The following is a 24,917-nucleotide window of genomic DNA, read 5'->3' on the forward strand; positions in this document are numbered from 1 at the left end:
GTTGCGCTTTATCGAGAAACGTGGGGCAATAAAAAGCCCCGCGTTTTGGGCGGGGCCTTGGGAGCTTCAGCGGTCTTGGCGTCTCAGGCAACCAGTGCCTGACGGGTACGCTCGATCACGGCCTGCAGCGGTTCTGCGCTGGAGTACTGGTCGGGATAAAGGCGTTCGCTGTGACGAGCGATGCCGTGTTCGTTGACCAGTGTGAAGCTGAAGCAGCCTTTGCGAGCGGCCATGATCAGGCAGTTCATTGGTGCAAAGGCGTTGGTTAGGGTGCGGATGGCATCCTGTGTCTGGATTTGATTAGACATGTTATGGGTGTTCCTACAAATGACACGGTTAAGAACCGTGCAACGTTAAAACGTTCCAGTAACGTCGACCACCATTGGTCGAACGAAGAACCCGACTGGAACAAAGCAGCCAGTTTGAGCGCTATATGAAGTGCGCGCTTGGGCTGGCAGGTAGGTACTTAGGAGGGCAGGCAACACATCGAGGGCAAAGGTTCTGGGCCCGGGGTGCAGATCCTGATCAATTTTGCAGGTTGGTTCGGTCAGAGTAATGAGCCTGGCCGCAGCTTCGGATTCGTTCGAAGTGCGCAGCGTAAGGATTACCTGGAAACCATCGAGGGGGACGGTCTCTTTTTTCGGTGAGGCTTCCCGTGGGGATGGCTGACCGTAGAGATGTTTCCGACCCTGAATTGACTTTCAGCTTGGTACTAACGCCGCGGATACTATCGGGTTGGATCGGGAAAGGGAAGACCATTGGTCAGAAAGAACCCGACCCGCTGCTGTGGCGCGACGCGGTCACCGTGTGGATGGCTGCGTTACCAAGGTTGTCCACAGGTCCTGAGCGCCGGATGCATCAAAAAACGCAGCGATATAACCACTTCAGCTGTTACTTGTACACACTCCTGGCGGCAGCTGTCACCGTATTGTCATGTTGGGGCAATCGAGGGTGGGTGCCTGTATCCAAAATTTAAGTCAATGAAAAACATCGCTTTTTTTTACTGGTGAAAAAATCGACAGTTTGAGCGCAGGCCCCGTTCCATAGGGCTTGCGGCGGGTTCAAGGTAGGTTGTCCACTGAGTTATCCACAGCTTCTGTGGATTGTCCCAAGCGCTTGCTCTAGGACGGGCGTGCCGGTTTTTTTCGACTTTACCCGTACGAAAAAAGGAGTAGAGTGGCGCGCCTTCCGATCTGTCCCGTAGTGCGCTATGAAGTTTCGCTCAGTATCAAATCCTGTTACCTCCGTACCCTCCGGTGTTACCCCGCCCAAGCGCATTTCAATGCGTGTAGCCGAGTGGCTGCTGGATAGCCCGAGCCTGGGAGAACGTCCGAGCGTCAAGCACCTGGCCGGCCGCTTGCTCAAGCAACCGGCCCGTGAAGGCGTGGTGGCTGCGCAAAGTCGCCTCGGCCAATTGATGTGCCGCGAATGCGGCAATGCACGAGACCGCCGTATCGGCCAGGACTTGCTGCGCCAGGCCGCGCGCGCTGGTGATCACCGTGCCCGCCAGGCATTGGGCGAAATCGAAGACTGAGCTGGGCATCGCCGGGTTGCTTGGTTAACCTTCGGGCTTTATCTCTTGCGTGGGAATCGTCATGGCGATGGATTTGACCAGCCTGTTGCTTGGCCTGGCGGCCGCTGCGGTGCCGTTGTTGGCGCTGGCCTGGCACCTGCAACGCCAGGCAAGTGCCGCGCAGACCGAACTGGCGCTGCTTGAAGAGCGCCTGGCCACCGCCCACATGGCCCATGATGGATTGAATGCCCAGCTTGATGCCTGCCGCGACGAAATCAGCGACCTGAGCCAGGCCAACGCCGCCAAGCAAGCCGAGCTCGCGGCCGCGCGTCGCGAGGTCGAGCTGCTGCAGATCGAGCGCGACAATGCCAGGGACGCCGCTCACGCCTGGAGCCTGGAGCGTGCTAATAAAGAAGCGGAGCTGCGACGCCTCGATGCCCAGGCGGCTTCGTTGCACGCTGAGTTGCGCGAGCAACAGGAAAACCACCAGCAACGCCTGGACGACCTGCAAGGCTCGCGCGATGCATTGCGGGCCCAGTTCGCCGAGCTGGCGGGAAAGATCTTCGACGAGCGTGAACAGCGGTTCGCCGAAACCAGCCAGCAACGCCTGGGGCAATTGCTCGATCCGCTGAAGGAGCGCATCCAATCCTTTGAGAAACGCGTCGAAGAAAGCTATCAGGCCGAGGCGCGGGAGCGATTTTCCCTGGGCAAGGAGCTGGAGCGCCTGCAGCAGTTGAACCTGCGCTTGAGCGACGAAGCCACTAACCTTACGCGCGCGCTCAAGGGCCAGAAGACCCAAGGCAACTGGGGCGAATTGATTCTTGAGCGGGTCCTGGAACACGCCGGCCTGGAGAAGGGCCGGGAATACCAGACCCAGGTCAGCCTCAAGGGCCCCGATGGCGAACGCTTCCAGCCAGACGTGTTGATTTACCTGCCGGGCGACAAGCAGGTGGTGGTGGATTCGAAGGTCAGCCTCACCGCCTACCAGCAGTACGTGGCGGCCGAAGACAATGCCATCGGCCAGCTCGCCCTGAAGCAGCACGTCGTGTCATTGCGCGCCCACGTCAAAGGCTTGGCCGGCAAGGACTACAAGCGCCTGGACGGTTTGCACAGCCTGGATTTCGTCTTGCTGTTCGTGCCGATCGAAGCGGCATTTTCCGCTGCCCTGCAAGCCGAGCCGAATCTGTTCCAAGAGGCTTTCGACCGCAACATCGTGATTGTCAGCCCGACGACGCTCCTGGCAACGCTGCGGGTAATCGACAGCTTGTGGAAACAGGAACGCCAAAGCCAGAACGCCCGGGAAATTGCCGAGAGGGCGGGGTGGCTGTATGACAAATTTGTACTGTTCATCCAGGACCTGGACGAAATTGGCAGTCGCTTGCAGCAGTTGGACAAAGCCTACGCCGCTGCGCGCAACAAACTGACGGAAGGCCGCGGCAACCTCGTCAGCCGTAGCGAACAACTGAAGCTGCTCGGCGCCCGGGCAAGCAAGAGCCTGCCGACGGAATTGCTTGAGCGAGCGATGGCGGATGTGGATGGGTTGCCTGAAGAAGCCGGCGAAGAAAGCCAGGGTCAGTAGCTTTCAAGACTTACACCGAATCACAACGGCAAGTGCCGACTCAACAACGCCCGCAACGCCGCCGGTTTCACCGGTTTGGCCAGGTAATCCAGGCCCGCCGCGTGCACTTGGGCCACGGTCTCGGGCCGACCGTCGGCGCTGATCACCACCCCGGGCACCGGTTCGCCCATGCGGGTGCGCAACCAGGCCATCAATTCAGTCCCGGTTTCGCCATCGTCCAGATGAAAATCCACCAGCGCCAGTTGCGGTCGGCCGCCCTGGGCGAGCCAGCGCTCGCATTCTTCACGGTTGCGTGCCGTCCATACGCGGCAACCCCAGCGTGTCAGCAAGCTGTCCATGCCAATCAGGATGCTGTCTTCATTGTCGACACATAGCACCTGTGCGCCGCTGGGCAGGTGGCCGTTGGCCTCGATCACGACATTGGGTTTGACGGCTTCGCTGCTGGCCAATGGCACGTTGACGCTGAACACGCTGCCACGCCCAGGCCAGGAACGCACACGCAACGGATGGCCCAGCACGCGGCACAACCCATCGGCGATTGCCAGGCCCAGGCCCAGGCCTTTTTCGGCGCGGGTCTGATGGCTGTCGAGGCGCTTGAATTCTTCGAAGATCACCTGTTGTTTGTCTTCGGCGATGCCCGGTCCGCGGTCCCATACCTCCAGGCACAGCTCGCCGTTGCGGCGGCGCACACCTAGCAGCACCGGGCCCTTGGCGTAGCGGAAGGCGTTGGTGAGGAAGTTCTGCAACACCCGGCGCAGCAACTTGATGTCGCTGTCGACCCGCAACCGCGAACCACGAACCCGGAATTTCAAGCCTTGCTCCCGAGCCAGCACGGTAAATTCGGCGCCGAGGGTATCGAACAGATCATTGAGGACAAATGGCTTGCGGTCGGGGTTGATCTTGCCGTTTTCCAGGCGGGAAATGTCCAGCAGGTCAGTGATCAAGTCTTCGGCCGAGCGCAATGAACTGTCCAGATGCTGCACCAACTGCTGGGCTTCGCTTGGCAAACCGTCGTGCTGGTGGGACAGCGCGGCGGAGAACAGGCGCGCAGCATTGAGGGGTTGCATCAGGTCATGACTGACGGCGGCCAGGAAGCGGGTCTTCGATTGATACGCGGATTCGGCAGTGCTCTTGGCTTCGGTCAGCGCCAGGTTCAGTTGCGACAGTTCGCGGGTGCGTTCGGCCACCCGTTGTTCCAGTCCTTCGTTGGCTTCGGTCAGGGCTTGTTCGGCTTCACGGTAGGCAGTGATGTCGGTGAAACTCATGACAAAACCGCCGCCGGGCATCGGGTTGCCGATCAGCTCGATCACCCGGCCGTTGGGGAACAAGCGTTCCGAGGTGTGCGCGCGGCCCTGGCGCATCCAGTGCAGGCGCCGGGCGACATGGACTTCGGCCTCGCCCGGCCCGCAGAGACCACGCTCGGCGTTGTAGCGGATGATGTCGGCGATCGGCCTGCCGACGCTGATCAAGCCGTCGGGATAATTGAACAGTTCCAGGTACCGACGATTCCACGCTACCAGCCTGAGTGACTGGTCAACCACGCTGATGCCCTGGGTGATGTTTTCGATGGCGCCTTGCAACAGCGCGCGGTTGAATTGCAAAACCTCGGAGGCTTCGTCGGCGATCCGCACGACGTCTTCCAGTTGCATCTCCCGGCCTTCAATGGCGGCTTTCACCACCGCCCGCGTCGACGAGGCACCCAGCACACCCGCCAGCAGGCGTTCGGTGTGGGCGATCCATTCACTGTCGGCATTCTGGCTCGGGTTGAAACCCTTGCCTTGGCGATAGGCAAAGCGGATGAAGCTTTGGCGCGCCCGTTCCTCACCGACGAAGCGGGCCGCGAGCTGAAGTAAGTCGTCGATCTGGACCGCAAGCATTGAGCGCGGGTTGGGCCGGGCGCTGATTTCCTGGCCGATGAAGCGTCCAGCTTGCCAGTGCTCCGACACGCGGGTGCGCGACAGCACCGAGACCCAGGCGAACAATATGAAATTGCCGGCCAGGGACAGGACGACGCCCTGGGTCAGTGGGGTGATCGGCAAGTCCAGCGGGTTGCCATGCAACCAGGCCAGGCCGGGAAAACTGCTCAGCGACCAGCCCAGGCTATGGGCGGCGATGGGTAGCACCAAGGTGTAGAACCACAGGAATATGCCCATGGCGAGGCCGGCAAACACACCGCGTCGATTCGCCTGTTTCCAGTACAGCGCGCCGAGCATGGCGGGCGCCAGTTGCGTCACGGCGGCAAAGGCGATCTGGCCGATGGTGGCCAGGCTCGCGGTCGAACCCAGTAGCCGATAGCTGACGTAAGCCAGCAGAAGAATCGCGACGATGCTCACCCGGCGTACCGACAGCATCCACTGGCGGAACACCTCGAAGGGGCGCTCGGCGTTGTTGCGGCGCAACAGCCACGGCAACAGCATGTCGTTGGACACCATGGTCGACAGCGCGACGCTCGCCACAATGACCATGCCGGTAGCGGCCGAGGCTCCGCCGATGAAGGCCAGTACAGCCAGCGCCGGATGGGCCTGGGCGAGCGGCAGGCTGATGACGAACGAGTCCGGCAATACCGAACTGGGCAGCATCATTTGCCCGGCGAGGGCGATCGGCACGACGAACAGGGCGGCCAAGGCCAGGTAGGCGGGAAAGACCCACTTGGCCAGGCGCAGGTCCTGGGGCTCGATGTTCTCGACCACGGTGACGTGGAACTGCCGTGGCAGGCAAATGATCGCCATCATCGCCACACCGGTTTGCACCACCATGGACGGCCAGTTGATGGTTTCCTTCCAGTACTGTTCCAATCGTGGCGCGAGCATCGCTTGGTTGAACAGATCGTCGAAGCCGTCATAGAGGCCAAACGTGACGAACGCACCGACCGCCAGGAAGGCGAACAGCTTGACGAGGGATTCGAAGGCGATCGCCAGTACCATGCCGCGGTGGTGCTCAGTGGCGTCGAGGTTGCGCGTGCCGAAGACGATGGTGAACAACGCCAGGATCAGCGAGACGATCAGCGCGGTGTCCTGGGCACGGGTGCCCATGGCGTCGGCACCGGCGCCGATCAACAGGTTTACCCCGAGCACGATGCCCTTGAGCTGCAGCGCAATGTAGGGCAGGACGCCGACCAGGCAGATCAGCGCGACCACCACCGCCAGGGATTGGGATTTGCCATAACGGGCGGCGATGAAGTCGGCGATGGAGGTGATGTTTTCCTGCTTGCTGATCATCACCATCTTCTGCAAGACCCACGGCGCCAGCACCAGCAGCAGGATCGGCCCGAGGTAGATCGGCAGGAATGACCAGAGCTGTTCGGCGGCCTGTCCCACGGCGCCAAAGAACGTCCAGCTGGTGCAATAGACCGCCAGCGACAGGCTATAGACCCACGCCCGCACGCGTGGCGGCAGCGGCGTGCTGCGGCGGTCGCCGTAGAAGGCGATGGCAAACATGATGGCCATATAGGCCAGGGCGACAACGGCGATCAGCCCGCTGGACAGCGACATGGAAACTCCCAGACAAATGCACCCGGGCTCGGGCCCGGCAAGACAGTCTCGCATGCCCGCTCGGGTTCGTCAGTGTCGACCAAGGTCGAGGCGTGGCGGGGTGTCGCGGGCGCTGGGCTATGGGGTGTTTGAAAGGGCCTCTTCGCGAGCAGGTCTGTGGCTACTGAAGACCCGTGTGGGAGCGAGCCCGCTCGCGAAGAGGCGCTACTGACCCAACGCCATATCAGCCAACCGATACATTTCGGCGAGGTATTGCTCGGCCCAGGCGCGCAGATCGCCGCGCAGGTATTGGCCGGCTTGGCGCGCTGGTGGGCTTGCTGCGCCGGCCAGCGAAACTGCCGGCGAAAGCGGTTCGATTCTGGTTGCTTATCTATAAAACAGAATATATATAGAGAAATTACCCGTTATATAGATATTCATTCGAGTTCTAGCATGGTTCACCTCATCCGAGGAGAGGAGTGACCATGACTTGCTGTGCTGAAAACCGTTTTCGACCGCTGAGCCATTTGCCGGGGCCGTTGGAAGTCGTTCGCCAGTTCACCCCGAACTGGTTTGCCGCGACCATGGGCACCGGTGTGCTGGCGCTGGCCTTGGCGCAACTGCCCGGCGTCAACCCTGGCGTGTACGCCTTCGCCGAAGGATTGTGGCTGTTCAACATTTTCCTGTTCGTCCTGTTCACCGGGCTTTACACCGCTCGCTGGCTGCTCTTTTTCGACGAGGCGCGGCGGATTTTCGGACATTCAACCGTGTCGATGTTCTTCGGCACTATTCCGATGGGGCTTGCAACCATCATCAATGGTTTCTTGCTGTTCGGCGTGCCGCGCTGGGGCGAGGGCGTGTTGTCGCTGGTGGAAGCGTTATGGTGGATCGACGTCGCCATGTCGGTGGCCTGTGGCGTGCTGATTCCGTTCCTGATGTTTACTCGCCAGGAACACCGCATCGACCAGATGACTGCCGTGTGGTTGTTGCCGGTGGTGGCCGCTGAGGTCGCGGCGGCGAGCGGCGGACTGTTGGCGCCGCACCTGGCCGACGCGCATTGCCAACTGATCATGTTGGTCACCAGCTATATCCTCTGGGCATTTTCCCTGCCCGTGGCGTTCAGCATTCTGACGATCCTGCTGTTGCGCATGGCCTTGCATAAACTGCCCCACGAAAACATGGCAGCTTCGAGCTGGCTGGCCCTCGGCCCGATCGGTACCGGCGCCTTGGGCATGTTGCTGCTGGGCGGCGATGCGCCAATGATTTTTGCCGCCAATGGCCTGCCGGGTGTGGGCGAGGTTGCTTCAGGCCTGGGCTTGGTGGCTGGCGTCACGCTGTGGGGCTTTGGGTTTTGGTGGATGTTGATGGCGCTGCTGATTACCGCGCGCTATTTGCGCGAAGGCATCCCGTTCAACCTTGGTTGGTGGGGCTTCACCTTTCCCCTGGGCGTGTATGCGCTGACGACGTTGAAGCTGGCAGGCCTGCTGGGCCTGGTTTTTTTCAACGTATTCGGCTGTGCGCTGGTGGCGCTGCTGATGGTGATGTGGCTGATCGTTGGTTGGCGCACGCTGGTCGGCGCCTGGCACGGTGAGTTGTTTGTGTCGCCATGCCTGGTGGCGAAATAATCGTCAAAGACAGGTAATGTGTGGCCTGGATCGAAAAAGCGTCATTTCAATAAGCGTCCACGCCACTCAGGAACATGGAAGATGAGTCACCCTTCACAGTTCACCTTGCTTCGCACGCGGCGCTTCCTGCCGTTCTTCATTACGCAATCCCTCGGCGCGTTCAACGATAACGTCTTCAAGCAATCGTTGATCCTTGCCATCCTCTACAAACTGACCATCGAGGGCGACCGCTCGATCTGGGTCAACCTCTGCGCCCTGTTGTTCATCCTGCCGTTCTTCCTGTTCTCCGCGCTGGCGGGGCAGTTTGGGGAAAAGTTCGCCAAAGATGCGTTGATTCGCCTGATCAAGCTCGGAGAAATCGCCATCATGGCGGTCGGTGCGGTGGGGTTCCTGTTCGATCATCTATGGCTGATGCTGGTGGCGTTGTTTGCGATGGGCACCCATTCGGCGCTGTTCGGACCGGTGAAGTATTCGATCCTGCCGCAGGCTTTACGCGAAGATGAACTGGTCGGCGGCAACGGCCTGGTAGAGATGGGTACGTTCCTCGCGATTCTCGCCGGCACCATCGGCGCAGGGATCATGATGTCGTCGGCACACTACGCGCCGGTGGTGTCAGCGGCGATTGTCGGCATTGCCGTTGCCGGCTACCTGGCCAGTCGCAGCATCCCCCGGGCAGCAGCCGCCTCGCCACAGATGCGCTTGAACTGGAACATTTTCAGCCAGTCCTGGGCGACCTTGAAGTTGGGCCTCGGGCAGACCCCGGCGGTGTCCCGTTCGATTGTCGGCAACTCCTGGTTCTGGTTCGTCGGGGCGATTTACCTGACGCAGATTCCCGCCTACGCGAAGGAGTGGATGCACGGCGACGAAACCGTGGTGACGCTGATCCTCACCGTATTCTCGGTAGGGATTGCGCTGGGTTCGATGCTCTGCGAAAGGCTGTCGGGGCGCAAAGTGGAAATCGGCCTGGTGCCGTTCGGTTCGTTCGGGCTGACGGTATTCGGCCTGCTGCTGTGGTGGCACTCCGGTGGAATTCCCGACAGTGTCGACGGCCACGGCTGGCTGCAGATTCTCGGATTTGGCCACGCCTGGCTGGTGCTGATCGATATTCTCGGCCTGGGTGTTTTTGGCGGCTTCTATATCGTGCCGCTGTACGCGCTGATCCAGTCACGTACGGTCGAAAACGAGCGGGCGCGGGTGATCGCCGCCAACAACATCCTCAATGCACTGTTCATGGTGGTTTCGGCAATCGTTTCCATCGTCCTGCTGAGCCTGGCCGAACTGTCGATTCCCCAGTTGTTTCTCGTGGTGTCGCTGCTGAACATTGGCGTCAACGCCTACATCTTCAAGATCGTGCCCGAGTTCAGCATGCGCTTCATGATCTGGCTGCTCAGCCATTCCATGTACCGCGTGGAGCATCGCAACCTGGAGGCGATTCCCGATGAGGGTGCCGCACTGCTGGTCTGCAACCACGTGTCGTTTGTCGATGCCTTGCTGATTGGCGGCGCGGTGCGTCGGCCGATTCGCTTCGTGATGTACTACAAAATCTACAACCTGCCGGTCTTGAACTTTATCTTTCGCACCGCCGGAACGATTCCGATAGCCGGACGCCAAGAAGATATCCATATCTACGAAAAGGCCTTCAGCCGTATCGCCCAATATCTGAAAGACGGCGAGCTGGTGTGCATTTTCCCTGAAGGAAAACTGACCGCTGACGGTGAGATCAATGAGTTCAAGAGTGGCTTGACGCGCATCCTCCAGGAAACGCCCGTGCCGGTCATTCCGCTGGCATTGCAGGGCTTGTGGGGCAGTTTTTTCAGTCGCGATCCGAGTAAAGGAATGTTTCGTCGTTTTTGGTCGCGAGTGACCCTGGTGGCGGGGGCGGCGGTAGCGGTCGAGGCGGCGGAGCCTGCGAAGTTGCAAGCGCTGGTGGGGGAGTTGCGTGGGGCTGTCAGATAAGCCGAAATCCTGTGGGAGCGAGCAAGCTCGCTCCCACAGGAACGGATCTAGGCGCTGACCTTGAGCCCGATCAACCCGGCAATGATCAGTGCGACGCTGGCCAATCGAACCAGCGCCATCGACTCACCAAACAAAATGATCCCGGCGATCACCGTGCCCACGGCACCGACCCCGGTCCAGATCGCATAGGCCGTACCCAGTGGCAGCTCCTTCATGGCAAGGCCCAGCAGGCCAAGGCTGATCGCCATGGCCGCGATGGTCAATGCGGTAGGGAGCGGGCGGCTGAAACCGTCGGTGTACTTCAGGCCGACGGCCCAGCCGACTTCGAACAGGCCGGCAAAAAACAGAATGATCCAGGACATCACACACCTCATCGATGGATGGGGTCGTCCCCGGACAAAAAAGCAGGATTGCAGGGTCGTCCCCGCATCGGGCGCCAGAATGCCCAATGCTGACTATTCGGTCAAGTCCGCCTATCAGTCCGCAGTCTGTCGAGCGAGCTCCTCGCGATCCTGCTTTTCGCTCATGCGGCGGAACCAGGTCGAGAGCAGGGCGCCGGAGATGTTGTGCCAGACGCTGAACAACGCGCTGGGTACCGCCGCCAGGGGCGAAAAATGCGCACTTGCCAATGCCGCGCCGAGGCCGGAGTTCTGCATGCCCACTTCCAGCGACAAAGTCTTGCGCTGGGGCAGCGGCAGGCCAAACAGTCGGCCGGTGAAATAGCCCAGTAGATAACCGAAGCTATTGTGCAGGACCACGATGGCCATGATCAGCAAGCCGGATTCGGCAATCTTCGCCTGACTGGCCGCTACCACGGCGGCGACGATGATCACGATGCTCACCACCGACACCAGAGGCAGCACTTCTACGGCGTGACGAACCCGCGCGCCCAACAGGCGCTGGGCAACGATGCCCAAGGCAATGGGCAGCAACACGATTTGCAGGATCGACCAGAACAAGGCGGAGAACGACACCGGCAGCCAGGCCGAAGCCAATAGCCAGATCAGCGCCGGGGTCAGCAGAGGGGCGAGCAACGTGGTGATGGCGGAAATTGCCACGGCCAGGGCCAGGTCACCGCGTGCCAGCCAAGTCATCACGTTGGAGGAGGTGCCGCTCGGGCAGCAGCCCACCAGAATCACCCCGACGGCAATCTCGGGTGGCAGGCTGAACATTTGGCAAAGCAGCCACGCCGTACCCGGCATGATCACGAACTGCGCAATCACACCTAGGGCCACGCGTCCTGGACGACGAGCCACTTCGGCAAAATCTTCCAGCTTGAGCGCCAGGCCCATGCCGAACATCACCAGTCCCAGCAAGGGGACAATGGCGACCTTCAAGCCGACGAACCACTGCGGTTGCATGAATGCCAGCACGGCAAAAAACAGCACCCAGTAAGCGAACGTATTGCCGACAAAGCGACTCAATGCAGCCAGTGCACGCATGACCTGATCCTTATTATTTGAAAACACCGAATACTAATGTGGGAGCGAGCTTGCTCGCGATAGCGCAGTGACAATCACTGGGATGTCGACTGGAGTTCCGCCATCGCGAGCAAGCTCGCTCCCACAGGGTAGTAACTGCAGGGTATTAAATCCCCTGCGGAATTTCTTCACCACCCAACGCTTCCACCAGCGCCGGCAGGAATTCGCCGAACGTCAGCATCATCAAGGTGAAGCTGGCGTCCAACTGGCCGAGGGCTTCGTCGCCGCCATCCTGCTCCGCCTGGTCCTGCAGCAGGTCTTCGAACTTCAGGCGCTTGACCACCATTTTGTCGTCGAGCACGAAGGACAACTTGTCCTGCCAGGCCAACGACAGCTGTGTCACCACCTTGCCGGTGTTCAGGTGCAGTTGGATTTCGTCACTGGTCAGGTCCTGGCGCTTGCAGCGGACGATGCCACCGTCTTCATGGGTATCGCGCAGTTCACATTCGTCCAGCACGTAGAAATCGTCCGCGGCTTTCTGGGTCTTGACCCAGTCGGTCATGATTGCGGTCGGGGCCGTCTTGACCGTCAGTGGGCGCACCGGCAGCGTGCCGATGACTTCGCGAAGGGTGGAGAGCAGGTCTTCAGCGCGTTTCGGGCTGGCGGAATTGACCAGGATCAGGCCCTGTTTCGGCGCGATGGCGGCGAAGGTGGACGAGCGACGGATAAACGCTCGAGGCAGGAAGGCCTGGATGATTTCATCCTTGATCTGGTCCCGTTCCTTTTTGTAGACCTTGCGCATTTGCTCGGCTTCGATCTCTTCGACCTTTTCCTTGACCGCGTCACGCACGACGCTGCCCGGAAGGATGCGCTCCTCCTTGCGTGCCGCAATCAACAGGAAATCCTGGCTGACGTGCACCAGGGGCGCGTCTTCGCCTTTGCCAAATGGCGCGACGAAACCGTAAGTGGTCAACTCCTGGCTTGCACAGGGGCGCGCCAGTTTGCTCGCCAGTGCAGTTTCCAACGCCTCGGCATCAACAGGCAGATCTTGGGTCAGGCGATAGATAAGCAGGTTCTTGAACCACATGGGGTGAGTCTCTCCTTTATACAAAGGGGGGCATTATTCTCTTCGCGGCGCGATAGGCCAACCCTTCGCTAAGCCTTTGGAAGGCCTGAAAAAATTAATTTAAAAAGTGCTTGCCAGCTTGGGGACTGCTCCGTAGAATGCGCGCCACACCGAAAGTGAAGGGTGATTAGCTCAGCCGGGAGAGCGTCTGCCTTACAAGCAGAATGTCGGCGGTTCGATCCCGTCATCACCCACCATTCGCTTCCAGTGTTACGCGCAGCGGTAGTTCAGTCGGTTAGAATACCGGCCTGTCACGCCGGGGGTCGCGGGTTCGAGTCCCGTCCGCTGCGCCATATTCGGTTACCTGGAACACTGAACGCCAGGTCACCACGGAAAGCCCGCTCACGCGGGCTTTTTGCTGTTTGCAGTTCCCGCGGTGCGCGTTGCTCAAGTTTTTTGCTGAATTTGTTAATTAAATCAGCACGTTACAAAAAACTGTGAGAGAATGCGCCCCGCATCGAAAGTGAAGGGTGATTAGCTCAGCTGGGAGAGCGTCTGCCTTACAAGCAGAATGTCGGCGGTTCGATCCCGTCATCACCCACCAAACTTTCAATGTTACGCGCAGCGGTAGTTCAGTCGGTTAGAATACCGGCCTGTCACGCCGGGGGTCGCGGGTTCGAGTCCCGTCCGCTGCGCCATATTCGGCACTTGGAATACTGAACGCCAGGTTGCCAACAAAAAGCCCGCTCATTTGAGCGGGCTTTTTGTTGCCTGTCATTTGCCGACTTGCTACTGCTCGGCATTGCGGCTGTGACGATAGTCGCTGACCGCCTCATACACCGCCTTGCGCAAACGGTTGATACCGCCAATCGGCCGATGGGCCTCAACACCGAACCACGGGTTGAACGACTGGTTATCACACGCCAGGTTCAGCTTGGGCGTATCGAAATCCTGGGCCGGCACTTTGATCCGCGCCACCGTTTCGAACGGCGCATCACTTTCCTGCCATTCGATGCTGGTGTCTTCGATTGGCATGTATTTGCTTGGGTCCTGGCGCTGGATCTGCAGGACGAAACAGGCCGGTACACGATCGGTGGATAATTGTTGATTCAGCGCGCTACGCAAGAAATTCGGCAAGTCCTGATTCTGCGGTGGCAAGTTATAGCTTGGGCAACTGTCAGGGTCCGGCGCGACGCGGAACTTGGCGTTGGCTTCGCCGAATTTATACGGCGCGACCGAGAAATAGGTGGTCTGGGTCGGGCTGGCCGGAGGCGGCGAGAGTGTCGCCAGGGCGATGAACAAGTGGCGGATTTGCCAAGTGCGCGGATCCAGGCTTGGAAAGAACGCCATCGCCTTTTTTCCATCAGCCTGGGCGGCCACATTCTGACGGTACTCGGCGACGTCACTGACGAAGAAGTTCGGATGGTTGAACATCACGAAGTCCTGCTCGCCTTTGGATTGCCGATCAGCCAGCAGTTGCTTGCCGGGCACGTCCATCAACTTGATTGCCATGCCCCGGGCATCGCGCAGGCTGTCGAATTGCGGATACGCGTTGCCATTGGACAGGCGGATCGTCGCCTGCCAGGTCTTGCCAGGTTCGGCGAATACCCCCTGGCGCAACGGCGCAGGCAAGTCGTTGGGCACCTGGACTTCGGCCATGACGCAACCATGGGCCTTGGCATGGGCATCGCGCAGGTAGCGCGTGCCCTCGCGGTGTTGGTCGACGATGCGGATGGCGGTCTGGATGATGTCCTGGGTCATGGCGCTTTCGCCGGGGGGTATTTGTTCCTTGTCCGGGACCGGCCCGCTGTGTTGCCAGGCAAACCAAGCAGTAGCCAGGGCCCAGCCGAGCAGCCCGATGCCCAGCAGCCATAGGAGCGTCTTGCCCAAAAAGGCGCCGAGGCGCAGCCAAAGCGTGATCAGCATGCAAACATCCTTCTACCTGTGGGGTTCATCATTACAGTTGCGACTCCAGTGGCCCGCCCAGCACCTTCAGGTATTCCAGCAAGGCCCAGCGCTCCTGCGGCTGCAGCAAGCGACCGATGACGCCATTGCCTCGCTCGCCCGCGCGGAACTCATGGCCACTGTTGTGATTGCCGGTGATCCGCGTATCGAAGAGAAAACCGTTGGCGAAGGCTTCGGTACGATAGCCCAGGTGTCGCGGATCGTATTCGAAGCTGCCTTTATAGAAAGTGGTCGCTCGCTCAGCCTGGGGCGACAACAATTGATAGAGGGTCGGCACCGAGCCGTTGTGCAGGAACGGCGGCGTGGCCCAGACGCCCGCCAGTGGCCGCGCTTTGTAAGCGCGCAGCTCCCGAACGCCGATCGGCAGTCCGAAACCGTCCAGGGCCGGGCGCTCGGCTGGCGTGACGCCGGCGTCGCGATAGGCGCGGTTCTCGACGAAAGCCGTGACGTAGGCCAGGCCCTTGGCGACCGAGACCTGGCTAAGGTCAAGTGGTTCTGTCGGAGTCGGGTGCAGTTGGACTCCCAGCTTCGCCAGTTCTGCCGGATCCCACTGCAGGCTGGTCAGGTTGAAACGGTGATCGGCGATATTGTTCGCAGTGCCGGGGTCGGTGCCGATCACGTTCACCGGCAACATGTGCAATTGCTGGACCGGCCTGTCGGGCCCCTGGACAACCTTGGGCACATGGCAGCCGGCACAGTTCTCGGTAAACAGCGCCCGGCCTTTTGCGGCCAACGGCTTGTCGATCGAACCGAGCAGCGTTTCCGGCCATGCCGGCGGCCTGAGCAGTTGCAGGGTCTCTTCGATCTTGTTCAGGTCGCGCACGCGCACGCTGGAAGGGTAGCGCGCGTCGCCCTGTAGCGGCTTGCCTTGGGCGTCGAAGAAGCTCAACGTCGCGCCGACGCCCAAGGCTTCGCCGACGTTGCGGGCCATCGGCTGCTGGGCCGAGCCGTTCCACTGCACCCAGTCGAATGTCCACATTTCCCATAATTGCGGGTAATCCACGGGAGCGTTGGCGATCCGGTAGTTTTCAGCCGAAATCGCGTCGCCAAAGCTCGCATTGGCGATACGGCCAAAGGCGTCGGTACGACCCGGGCCTTCCTCGGTTGGGTAGAGGCCGCGATGGGTGTCGTTCCAGGCCGTGCGCAGGAACGTGTCCAGGGAAACCTTGAACGCCTTGCGCAATTCTTCATGGCGGGCGTCGTAATCCTTGCCCAGCACTTGGCGGGCGAAGCGTTCGAATTTCCATGGGTTGTAGTAAGTCGAGGCGAGACTTGCGACCAATGCTTGTCCGAAACTGCCTCCGCGGAGTGTCGGAACCGTTGACGGCAATACATGCTGGGCTGAGCCACCGTCGATCCGTATCGCTTGGCCCTTGAAGTGCAATTCGCCGGTGTGGCAGGCCGCGCAGGTGATATCCAGGTATTGCGCGTTGCTGTCGGCGTTCTGATGCCGGGTGAAGCCTACCGGCAGATTGCCGGGATTATCCGGCGTGGGCTTTTGCGCTGGATCGACCAGGAAACCGAAGCGTGCCAGGTACTCCGGTGAAGCGAAGCGCTGTTGCGAGAACGGCAGTTCAAGGGCGGTGAACCATTCGTAGCGCAGGCCTTTGACCTGGGTGCCCTGGGGCGTGAAATAGTAGGTCTGGCGCTCAGCGGCGCTCCATTGGTCCAGGTAGTGGACCTTTTCAACCGGTGTATACGCCGGTAGGCGCGGGTTTGCGACGTAATAAAGCACCACGGCCACGATTACGATGAGGAGCGCGAGGGCCAGCAAGAGAACGCGAGAGAGGAGGCGCACGGTAACGTCCTTGTTTTTTTGATATGCCCTTATGCCTCAGTGCCGCTTGGCCGGCAAGTGGCCATTACCGTTGGGGAAGGGGAGGCGGCAATTTGTCTCTGTACGTAATAGATGACAGATGCTTCATCAGCCCAGGATTAAAAAGCGTTTGGCGCCCTGAACTTATCATCGCTTTGTGGCTCACATGCCGGTAGCCATTGGTCGTGGCCGCCTGATAAGCTCGCGGCTTTACTCGATTGCCCTTTAGGCGCATGAACAAGGAAATAGCATGAAACAGCATCGGTTGGCGGCGGCGGTTGCCCTGGTTGGCCTGGTACTCGCGGGTTGTGACTCGCAGACCAGCGTAGAGCTGAAAACCCCGGCGCAGAAAGCTTCCTACGGTATTGGCCTGAACATGGGCAAGAGCCTGGCTCAGGAAGGTATGGATGACCTGGACTCCAAAGCAGTCGCCCAGGGCATCGAAGATGCCGTCGGCAAGAAAGAACAGAAGCTGAAAGACGAAGAATTGGTCGAGGCCTTCGCCGCACTGCAAAAGCGTGCCGAAGAGCGCATGGCCAAGATGAGCGAAGAGTCGGCAGCAGCCGGCAAGAAATTCCTCGAAGAAAATGGCAAGAAGAGCGGCGTGACTACCACCGCTTCGGGCCTGCAATATGAAGTCGTCAAGAAAGCCGACGGCGCTCAGCCAAAGCCAACTGATGTAGTGACTGTTCACTACACTGGCAAGCTGACCAACGGCACCGTGTTCGACAGCTCCGTGGAGCGTGGCAGCCCGATTGACCTGCCGGTCAGCGGCGTGATCCCGGGTTGGGTTGAAGGCCTGCAATTGATGCACGTCGGTGAGAAGTACAAGTTGTACATCCCAAGCGACCTGGCCTATGGCGCTCAGAGCCCGAGCCCGGCGATTCCTGCCAACTCGGTCCTGGTGTTCGATCTGGAACTGCTGGCCATCAAGGATCCGGCAAAAGAAGACGCAGCCAAGTAATCGCGTCTGCTATAAAGACAACGCCTCGCTTATGCGGGGCGTTGTTGCATTCGGCTTTTGAAAATGACTAAAAAAACCGAACGTCCGACGCGGGCTACAGTCACAGGCAATACAGGCGCTGTGCTAGACCCAGTCGGCCGATCAAGTCAATGAAATGTTGGGTTTTTTTATGTGAGTAAAAAACGCCCGATCTAAGCCGGGCCCTTATGAAACGGGGGCTTCAGCGGTGAAATGCAGCTCTGTTCACAAGGTTATCCACAATTTGTGTGGATAACATTTCAGTGGGAGAAAAAATGAAGGCGCCGTGGAATTTCACGAGATTCCTGCCCCTGGCGGGACGGCTGCTCGCCCGCGGCAGATTGCCGACTTTACTGTTTGCCGTTGCCAGCAAGGGCGCGCGTGAAGGTGGTCGTCTTGGCAAGCTCAAGGACGACCTGCGGTTGCTCCAGGCGTTGTGCCTGGCTTACTGGCGTGGCGAATACCGGGCCGTCAGCGCCAAGTCGTTGCTCTCGGTAGTGGCGGGGCTCATGTATTTCCTTAGCCCTTTGGACGCGATTCCAGATCTGCTGCCCATGTTTGGCATGTTCGATGACATCGCCGTGCTGGCTTGGATCATGAAGACACTCGACGATGAGCTAAGCGCCTTCCGTGCCTGGCGCGACCGGCAACCCCCCGAGAAACTCGCGTTGGTGGAGAGGCTTCCCGATACCCCGGAGCAACTTCAGCTCCAGGGTCCGAAAAAGACCTGATTCCGGCGTTTCCCTCCAGAACATCATCGCCCCGCGACCTTGGCTGCTATTTAGGATTACACTTCCTAGGAAAAAGCTGACTCGCTAAGTGTTGTTGTCCTACGGGGTAGTCATGGATATTCAAATAATCACACGCGACGGAGAGCCCGAGTACGCGGTTTTACCGTGGGATCAGTACCAGTCGTTATTGAAGGCAGCAGGCATCAATCAAGCTCCGCCGCGTGAGGCAACGGTCCAGCATGCGGCGGCACCCGGCCAGGTTCTTCCTGGTCTGGATCAACTGCGCAGTCTGCGTGAAGGGAAGGGCATCGCCATCGAGGCGCTGGCCCGCACGGTAGGCATCAGCCCGTCTTATCTGGCCATGATCGAAAGCGGCGAGCGTCAGCCCGATGCTGCGATCAAGCGCAGTCTGGCCTGGGAGTTGACGGTGCCGGGGTGGAGGGACGAATCGTGAGTGTACGCATCAGTCGGCAACATTGGGACGGGTTGTTGGGTGAGTTGGACCAGGCGCGCCGCCAGCGCCATTTATTGACCTATCGCGCCTTGCTGGAACGCTTGCAGCTTCCCAGCCCGGCCATGCAGACCTTGACCGCAGCGCTTGAACACCTGGCCGCGCTGGATGCACGGGCCGAACAGCCGCTGCGCAGTTCGCTGGTCATCAGCCAGGGCGCCAGCCGGTTGCCGCGCACCGGTTTCTTCGAATGTGTCGAGCGCTTGGGCCGTTTTTCCGGCCCTTCCGACGGTGTGGCCGCCGCATCCTGGCATGCTTCGGAAGTGGTCCGGGTATTCGAGTACGAATATCCCGAATCGGCGGAAGCCTAGTGCTCTGGCGTATCAAGGCCCGAGCCGGTTATTGGCTCGCGCGCCGGTTGTTTCATTGGTCTTGGTTCGTTCGACAGCCGCGCGGCTGGGCCTGGCTCGAAGGCCAGTTCGCACGGATGGCGAACCTGGGGGATGTCGGCGCCCAGAGTTTCTATGGTCATATCCTGACGTTTCGCGGCCAAGGTCTGGGTGCTCGGGAAGAGGGTGTTCGTCTGCTGCGGTTGGCTGCGCTGGCCGGTGATGGCAAGGCCGCTTACCAAGTGGGTGTCATCAGCCTTGCCGGCACCACCACCAAAGCGCCCGATCCGGCCGAAGCAGCGCGTTGGTGGGCCCTGGCCGCGAAGGCTGGGCACCCGTTGGCCGAAATCAAGCTCAAGACGCTCGACGGCCAGAATCCATAGCGTTATCCACAGGTTCCTTCGCCCGCCTTCCTTCCCGTCCAGAAAGGGACCTGTAAGGGCAGTTTAAGAATTGTCCTACGCGTCACGCCTCCTTATCTGACTTATTTCACCTGCCGTCCCCGGCAAAGTCTCGCGCTTCCCGATTTCTCGCGAGATGTCTTCCTATGTCTGACCGTTCTTTCCTGCTGCCTGATGGCCGAGCCATGTCCTGATGGATCAGGTGCGCCGCATCGAGGAGGCACTCGACGATTTCAAGAACACCCTTCCTCTCTACCGCGAGCAACTTGGAAACTGGTACAGCCGGGCTGCGGATCGAGCCAGCCAGGCGGCGGACCTGCCTTCGCTGATGGGCATGGAGCGATTGATTCGCTTCGGCGACAGCACCACGGCAGTCGGCATCCAAGACAGGGATTACCTCTCCACCGTCGCCCAGTGTCCGCAGGGCGGGATCATCACGATCGAAAGCAAGCTGGAGTCGGTGTACGACATTCCGCTGGGCGATATCGTGGTGGACGTGGTGACGGTGGATACGGGCGAAGTCACCCCCGTCACGCTTGATGCTCAGGGTCTTGGGACTTTCAAGGGTGAGCCGGGGCGGTTCTATCGGGTTCACGTCCAGGGTGAGGTGTCCCCCAAGCAAATTGACGATCTGTTTTCTTCCTACGACGGCTTGAGCTCCGATCTGACGGACTGGCTGCGCGGCGAGTGGCAGGGTTTCAAGCCGCAGTGGGCCCGGCAGTCGCTGGCGACTTCGGCGGCAGCGGTGGGCAATGGCTTGCTCGCCGGCGGTTGGGCGGCGATCGAAGGCGTGTGGGACAGCATCGGTTTGCTGTCAGACATCCTCAAGGACCCCAGCCAATTTGGCGAACGGTTGGGCAGCAGCGCGGACGAGCTGGTCAAGCTTGCCGAGTCGGCGCCACAGGTCATGGCGAAGCTTCAGCTACTCGTCAGCGACGAAGCGGCGCTATGCCTGCTGGTACGAACCGCCATGCTTTGGCTGGAGATGCTGCCACCCAGCGATTTAGCGGGCGGGACAGCGGCGGCAGTCGCCACGATGGCCGTGCAATTGGCGATCGATCTGCTGATCGGCGTGGTGCTGACCTTTGTCGGTGCGGGAGCGGGCATTGCCTATCTGACGATGCGTCTGTTCCGCTACGGTGCACGACTGCTGGATGCGGTGAAGCGTTTTATCAGCGCCATTTTCGGGTTGGTAAACGGCTTCATGGGCTACGTGGACCGCTACAAGACCGTGGCCGCACGGGGCATCGCCGCCGGTGTGAAGAAGGGGCGGATGCAGTTGCGCTGGGACGCGCAGCGCAATGCCTCGCTGAAAAAACAAGAACACCACGACGACGCCTCCTCCCAACCGACAAACCCCAACGGCGACCCCGCGGACAATGCCGCTCAGACCCGCACCAACGGCTGCCCGGTGTCGATGGTCACCGGCGAAGAACTGCTGACCCTGGAAGACGGCACCCTCGACGGACGCCTGCCGTTTATCTTCACCCGCCTCTATCGCAGCAGCGCCGCCGAGTTGGACATCGGCCTCGGTCGCGGTTGGAGCCATGCCCTGGCCCATCGCCTGGTGATCGAAGGCGAGCAGGTCATCTGGCTCGACCAGGAAAACCGTCGCACCACCTTCCCCCGGCCCAGCCTGCAACGCCCGGCCATCCATAACAGCCTGGCCCGCGCGGCGATCTACCTGAGCAATGAGCCAGACGAACTGATCATCGCCCAGCCCGGCGAAGAGGCGCCTTTCCTACACTTTCGCGACGGTCATCTGATCGCCTTGAGCGATCGGTACGACAACCGGCTGACCGTCCAGCGCAACATCTACGGCGACATCAGCCGCCTGGACAACGGCGCCGGACGTTGCCTGCGCTTGCGCTACGAACACCGCCACCTGGTCGCCATCGACTACCAGAGTTTTCACCCGGCGCCGACCCGCGACGAAAGCTGGCGCACTGAACAAACGCTGGTTTCCTACCGCTACGACGGCCGTTTCCGACTCATCGAAGCGACCAACGCCGCAGGCGAAAGCGAGCGCTACGACTACGACGACCAGCACGTCATCCTCCAGCGGCAACTGGCCGGCGGGGCGAGTTTTTACTGGGAGTGGCAAGGCCTCGGTCCGGCGGCCCGCTGCGTGCGGCACTGGGCGTCGTTCGCGCAGATGGACAGCCGCTACACCTGGGGCGAGGACGGCAGCGTCACCGTCCATAACCTCGATGGCAGCGAGGAAGTCTACGTCCACGACGACCGCGCGCGACTGGTGCGCCAGGTCGATCCCGCCGGCGGTGAACACCTCAAGGCTTATGACGAACAGGGCCGGCTGATCGCCGAGCAAGACCCGCTCGGCGCCGTCACTGAATACCGCTACGACGAAGTCGGACGGCTGGTGGCGCTGATTCCGCCTGAAGACGAGCCCACGTCCTACGAGTACCGCAACGGCTTCCTGCACGCTCGGCAACGCGGCAAAGCCGTGTGGACCTACCGCCGCAATGACCAGGGCGACGTCATCGAGGCCATCGACCCGGACGGCCAAAGCACCTGGTATCACTACGACGGCCAAGGGCAACTGAAAACCATCAGCTACCCGGACGCCAGCGCCCATTATTTTGTGCGCAACCCCCTGGGCCAGTTGACGGAAGAAACCCTGCCCGACGGTAGCCAGCGGTGTTTTTCCTACGACGCCCTCGGGCGTTTGCTGACCCGCCAGGACGAACACGGCGCCATTACCCGTTACCAATGGGACGCCGTGGGCCGCTTGCTGCAAACCACCTTGCCCGGTGGCGCCACCCGCGCCTGGCGCTACAACGCCTACGGCAAGGTCATCGCCGAGCAGGACGAACTGGGGCGCACCACCCGCTACGAATACGCCGACGACCTGCACCTGATCAGCCGCCGCCTCAACCCCGACGGCAGCGAAGTCAAATATCGCTACGACTCGGCGCGGCTGTTGCTGACGGACATCGAGAACGAATCCGGCGAACACTATCGGCTGGACTACACGCCCAACGGACTGATCCGACAGGAAACCGGCTTCGACGGCCAGCGCACCGGCTATGCCTACGACCTCAACGGTCATCTGCTGGAAAAGACCGAGTTCGGGGCCGATGGCAGCCAGCGCATCACCGCCTACCAACGCGACAGCGCCGGCCGCCTGCTGCGCAAGACCTTGCCCGATGGCACCACGGTCGATTATCGCTACGACGCCCTCGGACGTTTGGTCAGCGTCGACGACGGCCATTGGCCGCTGGCCTACGAATACGACAACCAGGACCGCCTCGTCGCCGAACACCAGGGCTGGGCGACCCTGCGTTATCGCTACGACAGCGTTGGCCGGCTGATCCACTGCCGACTGCCCGACCGCAGCACCCTCGACTACCGCCACGCCCACGGCGGCGCGCTGATCGCCATCGACCTCAACGGCACCTGCCTGACCGAACACCGCTTCAAGGGCGGCCGCGAAACCCAACGTCAGCAAGGCCTGCTGCTCAGCAACTATCGCTACGACGAGCAAGGCCGCCTCAAGTCCCAGACCGTCTGGCAAACCCAGCAACATCAGTTGTCATGGCGCGATTATTCCTACAGCGCCAACGGCAACCTCGCCGCGCTTTCCGACAATCGAAACCGCCGCAGCTACCAGTACGACACGCAAGATCGACTGCTCCGCATCGACTATGCCCACACCCAAGGCCCCGAACGCTTCGCCCACGACCCGGCCGGCAACCTGCTGCTGCAAGACCGTCCCGGCCCGACCACCCTCAAGGCCAACCGCCTGCTCATGGAGGGTGACCGCCACTACGACTACGACGCCTACGGCAACCTCATCCGCGAACGCCGCGGCAAAACCCAATGCCTCGTCACGCACTACCGCTACGACAGCCAACACCGCCTCATCGGCGTCACCAGCCCGGACGGCAGCGAAACGTCCTACCGCTACGACGCCTTCGGCCGACGCATCGAAAAGACCGTGGCCGGCCAGACCACGGAATTCATCTGGCAAGGCGATCAAGTCATCGCCGAAAGCAGCGATAGCCACTACCAAAGCTACGTCTACGAGCCCGGCACCTTCCGCCCATTGGCCCTGCTCGAAGGCGAAGGCCCACAAAACGCCACGCCGTTCCACTACCACAACGACCACCTCGGCACGCCCCAGGAACTGACCAGCCACCAAGGCGAAATCGTCTGGGCCGCGCGCTACAACGGCTACGGCAAACTCACCGAACTCCGGCACGGCGACGGCAAGCGCCTGCAACAACCGCTGCGTTTCCAGGGCCAATACCACGACCGGGAAAGCGGCCTGCATTACAACCGGCACCGGTACTACAATCCGGAGACGGGGCGGTATCTGACGCTGGATCCGAGCAAGCTCAAGGGTGGGCTGAATGGGTATCGGTACACCCTGAACCCGACGGGGTGGGTCGATCCGTTGGGGTTGGAGGGTTGTCCGGGTGACGGCGGGTGTAAGAAGCCGGCGGTTGGGGAGCAGGATCCGGCGGTTAAGGTTGGGGTTGATGAGGGTGAGCCGGCTCTGCCGATGACGGCGGAGCAGCGCCGGGCGCGGATTGACATGTTGTCGGAGGCGAATGCTAAGAGACGGGTTGTTGCTATGGAAGAAAAATACGGTATGCACACCGTCGAGAAGCACAGTCCTGAAATATCAGACGTTGCGCTCAAACAGCGGGCAATCAACGGGGCGAATCCGCATACGGGTGAGATTCCAAAAGGGGCTAATGGAAGCTTAAGCTCCCAATTCAATAGCTGGCGAATTCATTTGAATGCACTCAATAAAGCTATGACGAGAGAAAAACTTGGGCTGGATCCGTTTACAGGTCTGGACCACAAAAAAGACAGAATTGTCAGGCAGGAGCTGCCAGGCGCGGGGCGTGGTTACAAGCCAAATAAAAAGGATAAGAAAAATCCCAAGCTGAATGAGAATTTAAACTGGTTTGAGGTTAAGTTCGGCAAGGATGGCATACCTTATACCGGGTTCCCTATGGAGAAAAAATAATGTTAAGAAACCCTTTTTTAGATGAGGAGTTTGTCCCTGACTTGATGTGGTTCATTGGTCAGTTTGATGTGTATGATCTTGAAGAAACCAAGGGGGCAGAACTGGCTGTTTACAATCCAGATGACGAATGTGACAGAGAAAAATTGATAGTTGAATATGCTTTGGATTTGGAGTGCCTATCCTATAGGCACAAATTCGTATTGATGAGGTTTTTAGGTGAAAAACTTGATGACCCGAATTTTGACTTTCAGAGCTTGTTTGAAATACACGAGGACTGCGCGGGTAGTTGGCCTAGAGGAGAGTGGTATAACTTAAAGAGCCCTAAAGAGTTTCTTCAAAGTGTTTATGTTATTGCAAAAGAAATTTGGGAAAAAGATCTCAGAAAAGCCGCCATTGAAGACCCTGCTACTTGGTAGTTCAAAAAAATGCCAACGCCGTTTATGATGATTTTGTTAGAGAGCCTCAAGCGTTATCATCTAGCGCAATGCAGCCCTAACACAGGCCGCTCGGTCAGCCAGACACACCAAGGCGCTGCCCAAAAGAGGGGGCTGCT

General features: G+C 60.1%; 18 protein-coding genes and 4 tRNA genes. 15 read left to right on the top strand and 7 right to left on the bottom strand.

From position 1 onward, the window contains the following. Window positions 1-83 precede the first annotated feature (83 nt). The gene (locus J3P79_RS07310) at window positions 84-308 is read right to left on the bottom strand and encodes a hypothetical protein (protein WP_249875763.1); all 225 of its coding nucleotides are present in this window, start codon (window positions 306-308) and stop codon (window positions 84-86) included. A 902-nt stretch (window positions 309-1,210) separates the two neighbouring features. On the opposite strand from J3P79_RS07310, the gene J3P79_RS07315 reads away from it, so the two are divergent. After that, window positions 1,211-1,534, top strand: coding sequence for a hypothetical protein (locus J3P79_RS07315; RefSeq protein ID WP_080942569.1), 324 nt, complete (start codon window positions 1,211-1,213; stop codon window positions 1,532-1,534). Between the two features lie 175 nt (window positions 1,535-1,709). Further along, window positions 1,710-3,092, top strand: a complete 1,383-nt coding sequence (gene rmuC / locus J3P79_RS07320; RefSeq protein WP_434611389.1) for a DNA recombination protein RmuC — start codon at window positions 1,710-1,712, stop codon at window positions 3,090-3,092. 20 nt (window positions 3,093-3,112) lie between these two features. Here the strand turns inward: rmuC and J3P79_RS07325 are convergent, their stop codons facing one another. Beyond that, a complete protein-coding gene (locus J3P79_RS07325; protein ID WP_434609332.1) occupies window positions 3,113-6,583 on the bottom strand; it encodes a hybrid sensor histidine kinase/response regulator in 3,471 nt (1,156 codons plus the stop codon). A gap of 464 nt (window positions 6,584-7,047) precedes the next feature. Here J3P79_RS07325 and J3P79_RS07330 point away from each other — a divergent pair, with 464 nt between their 5' ends. Then, on the top strand, window positions 7,048-8,187 hold the full coding sequence (locus J3P79_RS07330; protein ID WP_434609334.1) for a TDT family transporter: 1,140 nt from the start codon (window positions 7,048-7,050) through the stop codon (window positions 8,185-8,187). Between the two features lie 81 nt (window positions 8,188-8,268). Continuing rightward, on the top strand, window positions 8,269-10,143 hold the full coding sequence (locus J3P79_RS07335) for an MFS transporter (RefSeq protein WP_434609336.1): 1,875 nt from the start codon (window positions 8,269-8,271) through the stop codon (window positions 10,141-10,143). 47 nt (window positions 10,144-10,190) lie between these two features. Here J3P79_RS07335 and sugE read toward each other — a convergent pair whose 3' ends face one another. The 3 genes from sugE to rdgC all read right to left on the bottom strand — a co-directional run bounded on the left by sugE (window position 10,191) and on the right by rdgC (window position 12,651). Next, window positions 10,191-10,505: a quaternary ammonium compound efflux SMR transporter SugE gene (sugE, locus tag J3P79_RS07340; protein ID WP_039594604.1), complete on the bottom strand. Its 315-nt coding sequence runs from the start codon at window positions 10,503-10,505 to the stop codon at window positions 10,191-10,193. 114 nt (window positions 10,506-10,619) lie between these two features. Further along, window positions 10,620-11,585 carry a bile acid:sodium symporter family protein gene (locus J3P79_RS07345; RefSeq protein ID WP_434609338.1) on the bottom strand — a complete coding sequence of 322 codons (966 nt, stop codon included), beginning with the start codon at window positions 11,583-11,585 and terminating at the stop codon, window positions 10,620-10,622. A 145-nt stretch (window positions 11,586-11,730) separates the two neighbouring features. Then, on the bottom strand, window positions 11,731-12,651 hold the full coding sequence (gene rdgC / locus J3P79_RS07350; RefSeq protein ID WP_030142368.1) for a recombination-associated protein RdgC: 921 nt from the start codon (window positions 12,649-12,651) through the stop codon (window positions 11,731-11,733). A 160-nt stretch (window positions 12,652-12,811) separates the two neighbouring features. On the opposite strand from rdgC, the gene J3P79_RS07355 reads away from it, so the two are divergent. From J3P79_RS07355 to J3P79_RS07370, 4 genes are all read left to right on the top strand, one after another. Further along, window positions 12,812-12,887 (top strand) — tRNA-Val (locus J3P79_RS07355). Window positions 12,888-12,906: 19 nt separating this feature from the next. Next, window positions 12,907-12,983, top strand: a tRNA-Asp gene (locus J3P79_RS07360). 175 nt (window positions 12,984-13,158) lie between these two features. Then, window positions 13,159-13,234 (top strand) — tRNA-Val (locus J3P79_RS07365). A gap of 17 nt (window positions 13,235-13,251) precedes the next feature. Beyond that, window positions 13,252-13,328, top strand: a tRNA-Asp gene (locus tag J3P79_RS07370). 91 nt (window positions 13,329-13,419) lie between these two features. Here the strand turns inward: J3P79_RS07370 and J3P79_RS07375 are convergent. Beyond that, a complete protein-coding gene (locus J3P79_RS07375; protein ID WP_434609342.1) occupies window positions 13,420-14,556 on the bottom strand; it encodes a catalase family protein in 1,137 nt (378 codons plus the stop codon). Between the two features lie 31 nt (window positions 14,557-14,587). Next, window positions 14,588-16,393: a di-heme-cytochrome C peroxidase gene (locus J3P79_RS07380; protein ID WP_434609344.1), complete on the bottom strand. Its 1,806-nt coding sequence runs from the start codon at window positions 16,391-16,393 to the stop codon at window positions 14,588-14,590. A 268-nt stretch (window positions 16,394-16,661) separates the two neighbouring features. Between J3P79_RS07380 and J3P79_RS07385 the strand changes: the two genes are divergently transcribed. From J3P79_RS07385 to J3P79_RS07415, 7 genes are all read left to right on the top strand, one after another. Beyond that, on the top strand, window positions 16,662-17,375 hold the full coding sequence (locus J3P79_RS07385; RefSeq protein WP_434609346.1) for an FKBP-type peptidyl-prolyl cis-trans isomerase: 714 nt from the start codon (window positions 16,662-16,664) through the stop codon (window positions 17,373-17,375). 293 nt (window positions 17,376-17,668) lie between these two features. Then, window positions 17,669-18,124: a YkvA family protein gene (locus J3P79_RS07390; protein ID WP_039594613.1), complete on the top strand. Its 456-nt coding sequence runs from the start codon at window positions 17,669-17,671 to the stop codon at window positions 18,122-18,124. A 112-nt stretch (window positions 18,125-18,236) separates the two neighbouring features. Next, window positions 18,237-18,578 carry a helix-turn-helix domain-containing protein gene (locus tag J3P79_RS07395; RefSeq protein ID WP_434609348.1) on the top strand — a complete coding sequence of 114 codons (342 nt, stop codon included), beginning with the start codon at window positions 18,237-18,239 and terminating at the stop codon, window positions 18,576-18,578. Then, on the top strand, window positions 18,575-18,946 hold the full coding sequence (locus J3P79_RS07400; protein ID WP_003179080.1) for a hypothetical protein: 372 nt from the start codon (window positions 18,575-18,577) through the stop codon (window positions 18,944-18,946). The genes J3P79_RS07395 and J3P79_RS07400 overlap by 4 nt, the downstream gene beginning before the upstream one ends. After that, entirely contained in the window at window positions 18,946-19,347 is a 402-nt protein-coding gene (locus J3P79_RS07405; protein ID WP_434609351.1) for a sel1 repeat family protein, read from the top strand. Before J3P79_RS07400 ends, J3P79_RS07405 begins: the two co-directional genes overlap by 1 nt. Before the next feature lie 211 nt (window positions 19,348-19,558). Next, window positions 19,559-24,364, top strand: coding sequence for an RHS repeat-associated core domain-containing protein (locus J3P79_RS07410; protein WP_434609354.1), 4,806 nt, complete (start codon window positions 19,559-19,561; stop codon window positions 24,362-24,364). Beyond that, window positions 24,364-24,780: a hypothetical protein gene (locus J3P79_RS07415; RefSeq protein ID WP_434609357.1), complete on the top strand. Its 417-nt coding sequence runs from the start codon at window positions 24,364-24,366 to the stop codon at window positions 24,778-24,780. Before J3P79_RS07410 ends, J3P79_RS07415 begins: the two co-directional genes overlap by 1 nt. The last annotated feature ends 137 nt before the right edge of the window (window positions 24,781-24,917 follow it).

Source organism: Pseudomonas sp. R1-7 (genome assembly GCF_051132105.1).
In the GTDB taxonomy this organism is placed as follows: Bacteria; Pseudomonadota; Gammaproteobacteria; order Pseudomonadales; family Pseudomonadaceae; genus Aquipseudomonas.

What these genes read in the sequence shown, in the direction of transcription:
- J3P79_RS07415 (WP_434609357.1), top strand. Translation starts at nt 24,364, where the DNA reads ATGTTAAGAAACCCTTTTTTAGATGAGGAGTTTGTCCCTGACTTGATG.
- J3P79_RS07410 (WP_434609354.1), top strand. Translation starts at nt 19,559, where the DNA reads ATGGATCAGGTGCGCCGCATCGAGGAGGCACTCGACGATTTCAAGAAC.
- J3P79_RS07395 (WP_434609348.1), top strand. Translation starts at nt 18,237, where the DNA reads ATGGATATTCAAATAATCACACGCGACGGAGAGCCCGAGTACGCGGTT.
- J3P79_RS07385 (WP_434609346.1), top strand. Translation starts at nt 16,662, where the DNA reads ATGAAACAGCATCGGTTGGCGGCGGCGGTTGCCCTGGTTGGCCTGGTA.
- J3P79_RS07330 (WP_434609334.1), top strand. Translation starts at nt 7,048, where the DNA reads ATGACTTGCTGTGCTGAAAACCGTTTTCGACCGCTGAGCCATTTGCCG.
- J3P79_RS07325 (WP_434609332.1), bottom strand. Translation starts at nt 6,583, where the DNA reads ATGTCGCTGTCCAGCGGGCTGATCGCCGTTGTCGCCCTGGCCTATATG.
- J3P79_RS07315 (WP_080942569.1), top strand. Translation starts at nt 1,211, where the DNA reads ATGAAGTTTCGCTCAGTATCAAATCCTGTTACCTCCGTACCCTCCGGT.
- J3P79_RS07390 (WP_039594613.1), top strand. Translation starts at nt 17,669, where the DNA reads ATGAAGGCGCCGTGGAATTTCACGAGATTCCTGCCCCTGGCGGGACGG.
- J3P79_RS07375 (WP_434609342.1), bottom strand. Translation starts at nt 14,556, where the DNA reads ATGCTGATCACGCTTTGGCTGCGCCTCGGCGCCTTTTTGGGCAAGACG.
- rdgC (WP_030142368.1), bottom strand. Translation starts at nt 12,651, where the DNA reads ATGTGGTTCAAGAACCTGCTTATCTATCGCCTGACCCAAGATCTGCCT.
- J3P79_RS07345 (WP_434609338.1), bottom strand. Translation starts at nt 11,585, where the DNA reads ATGCGTGCACTGGCTGCATTGAGTCGCTTTGTCGGCAATACGTTCGCT.
- J3P79_RS07310 (WP_249875763.1), bottom strand. Translation starts at nt 308, where the DNA reads ATGTCTAATCAAATCCAGACACAGGATGCCATCCGCACCCTAACCAAC.
- J3P79_RS07335 (WP_434609336.1), top strand. Translation starts at nt 8,269, where the DNA reads ATGAGTCACCCTTCACAGTTCACCTTGCTTCGCACGCGGCGCTTCCTG.
- sugE (WP_039594604.1), bottom strand. Translation starts at nt 10,505, where the DNA reads ATGTCCTGGATCATTCTGTTTTTTGCCGGCCTGTTCGAAGTCGGCTGG.